Raw genomic sequence first — 3136 nt, forward strand, 5'->3', positions numbered from 1 at the left:
TAGCGATCCAACATGACGTCACCAACCACCAACACACCGGCGCGGCGAAAATCAGGTAGTGTAACTTTCATCCGATAACTCCAAACAAGTCATAAAAATAAATTCGGCAGATATTAGCATAATAGCCTGCAATACCCGTATAAAATGCCCCTCACCCCAACCCTCTCCCACAGGGAGAGGGAGCTACTAGTCCCTGCTCATTGGGTAGTAATTGAATAATCTCAGCAAATTTTATCGTCCCCTCAGCCCAGCCATTTGCTCCAACTGGCACGCACCTGCTCACGTTCAGCGGTAAACAGCTCGCTGCTGACTTTGCTGGAATGTTCCTGCAACGCCAGGTGGTGGATCTCATCACGCATGGTGACGTAAGCCTGAGTTAATGCCCGAGCCTCGTCTTCCGGCATGATGTCGTAGTTAGCCATCAGCTCAAAGATACGCACGTTATCCGACCAACGCGTCAGGCGCGGTTCGCCCCCGGCATAACCTAAGACCAGGTATTGGGCGATAAATTCGATATCGGTGATCCCGCCTTCGTCCGCTTTGATATCAAACAGATCGCGCTGTTTGCTGCCCAGATGGCTGCGCATTTTCTCACGCATTTCGCGCACCTCCTGCTGCAGTTTGTTCACTTCACGCGGTTTGCATAAAATTTCGCGGCGGATCGCATCGAACTGCTGGTGCAGCGCCGGATCGCCATACACGATGCGCGCCCGCACCAGCGCTTGATGCTCCCAGGTCCAGGCTTCGTTACGCTGATAATCGGCAAAGGCTTCAACGGTGCTGACCAGCATCCCGGCAGCACCGGAGGGACGCAGACGGGCATCCACCTCATAGAGAATGCCGGAAGAGGTGCGGGTACTGAACAGATGCATCACCCGCTGTGCCACGCGCAGATAGAACTGGCGGCCATCGATACAGCGATCGCCATCCGTCATGACGTCTGGTGGACAATCCAGCAGGAACACCAGGTCTAGATCCGAGCTATAGCCCAGCTCCCAGCCCCCCAGCTTACCGTAGCCGATCACCGCGAACCCTAAGCCCTCCCGCTCATGCAGATGGGTCGGCTGGCCGTAGCGCGCGACCATGTCTTTCCACGCCTGCTGCACCACCGCATCAATGATCGCCTCGGCCAGATAAGTTAAGTGATCGCTCACTTTCATCACCGGCAACGCCTCGGCGATATCTGCAGCGGCAATGCGCAAGTGCTGTGCCTGTTTGAACTGCCGCAACGCTTCCAACTGCTGCTCTTCATCGTCCTCCGGCACCCGCAGGCGGTATTGGCGTAGTTCGCTACGATAGGCATCCGGGGCCACCGGTTGGTACAGCGTAGCCGGATCCAACAGCTCATCGAGCAACAGCGGATAACGCGCCAGTTGGCTGGCCACCATCGGTGATGCGGCACAAAGACGGATCAAGTGGCTGAGGGCAGCATGGTATTCCACCAACAGCTCAAGGTAGGTAGTGCGGGTCACGATGCTCAGCAACAATTGGGTCAGACGCGTCAGAGCCGTGGCCGCATCAGCACGCGAACACACTTCAGCCAGCAAGCGTGGCATCAGTTGATCCAACACGTCACGGCCACGCGGGCCAATGGTGCGTTTATCCACGTCGTGGCGGAAGTCGGCGATGGAGCGCAGCATCTGCCGCCGCGCCTCTTCGTCCAGATGGGGCGTCAGTGGCGCAAGTTCGTTCTCGTCCAGCGCATCCTGCCACAGGCTGTGATAATGCTGGTAGTTGGGATCTTCGCCAACATCGGGACTATCGTCACCGATCAGGTCATCAAATACCGCACGGACCTGACGCATATGCTCTTCCAGTACTGCCATCAACGACGGCCAGTCAGGCTGATCCATTCCCCAGGCAAGACGCGCCTGATCCAACTCGTCCTGCGGCAAGGTTTGCGTCTGCTGGTCGGCAATCGCCTGCAACAGATTCTCCAACCGCCGCAGGAACAGATAGCCGTTACTCAGCTCAGCGACCTGCTGTGCGGTCAACAAACCCAGTTCGCCAACCGCCTGCAACGTCGGCAGCAATGAGCGCCCCTGTAAACTGGGCTCACGCCCGCCACGGATCAGTTGGAACACCTGGGTGATAAATTCGATTTCGCGGATGCCACCGGCACCCAGCTTGATGTTGTCCTTCAGCCCCCGCCGCCGCACCTCGCGGGCAATCATGCCCTTCATATTACGCAGCGACTGGATCACGCTGAAATCGATATAGCGACGGAACACGAATGGCCGCAATGTCTTGCGCAGTTCCTGGCTGTAGGCATCTTCATACCCCCCCATCAGGCGCGCCTTGACCATCGCGTAGCGTTCCCAATCGCGCCCCTGCTCCTGGTAATAATCTTCCAGCGCGGCAAAGCTCATCACCAGCGGGCCGCTATCGCCAAACGGCCGCAGACGCATATCGACGCGGTAGACAAAGCCGTCGATAGTTTGCTGATCCAACGCCTTGATCAGCCGTTGCCCCAGGCGGGTAAAGAATTGGGCGTTATCCAGTTCACGCCGCCCGCCCTGCGTATGGCCATTTTCCGGATAGGCAAAGATCAGATCGATATCAGAGGAGAAATTCAGTTCACCACCGCCGAGTTTGCCCATCCCCAGGATCAGCAATGGCTGCGGCACGCCATCGGCATTGCAAGGCGTGCCCCACTCGCGGCAACAGGTTTGATAGAGCCAGTCACGAGCGCTGACGATCAGCGTTTCTGCCAGAGCACTCAGCTGTTGTAGCGTTTCCGGCGTGGAACATAACTGCTGAGCCTGCGCCCAGGCAATACGCACCAGGCTCTCACGGCGGAACAGACGCAACACGCGCATTAGCTGCGCTTCGTCACGCACCTCTTCAAGCTCATCCTGCAACCAGGCGGCATAATGCTGCCACTCATCGGCCACCGGTGGCTGCTGGCGTAACGTTACCAACCATTCAGGATGGCCGAGTAACATGTCGCTGACAAAATCACTCGACGCCAGAACGCTTTGTTCTGCGGCGCTGAGCATCAACTCCGCACCCTGAGTTTCCTGAAATCGCTGCACGATGTTCTGTGCCTGAAGCTGTAACGCAGCAGAGAGTGGCAACATAGTGTATGACCCGTTCTGTGGCCTGCAGCCCGGCAGGCCCGCTGGAGTTAACGAAC

Annotated in this window: 1 protein-coding gene; it reads right to left on the reverse strand. The window is 57.6% G+C overall.

From position 1 onward, the window contains the following. Window positions 1-242: 242 nt before the first annotated feature. The gene (gene glnE, locus ACLQ7H_RS05755; protein WP_411751848.1) at window positions 243-3080 is read right to left on the reverse strand and encodes a bifunctional [glutamate--ammonia ligase]-adenylyl-L-tyrosine phosphorylase/[glutamate--ammonia-ligase] adenylyltransferase; all 2838 of its coding nucleotides are present in this window, start codon (window positions 3078-3080) and stop codon (window positions 243-245) included. Window positions 3081-3136: the final 56 nt, after the last annotated feature.

The organism is Serratia sp. (in: enterobacteria) (assembly GCF_046715635.1).
GTDB lineage: Bacteria > Pseudomonadota > Gammaproteobacteria > Enterobacterales > Enterobacteriaceae > Chania.

Coding starts and splice junctions, on each gene's coding strand:
- glnE (WP_411751848.1), bottom strand. CDS start 3,080: ATGTTGCCACTCTCTGCTGCGTTACAGCTTCAGGCACAGAACATCGTG.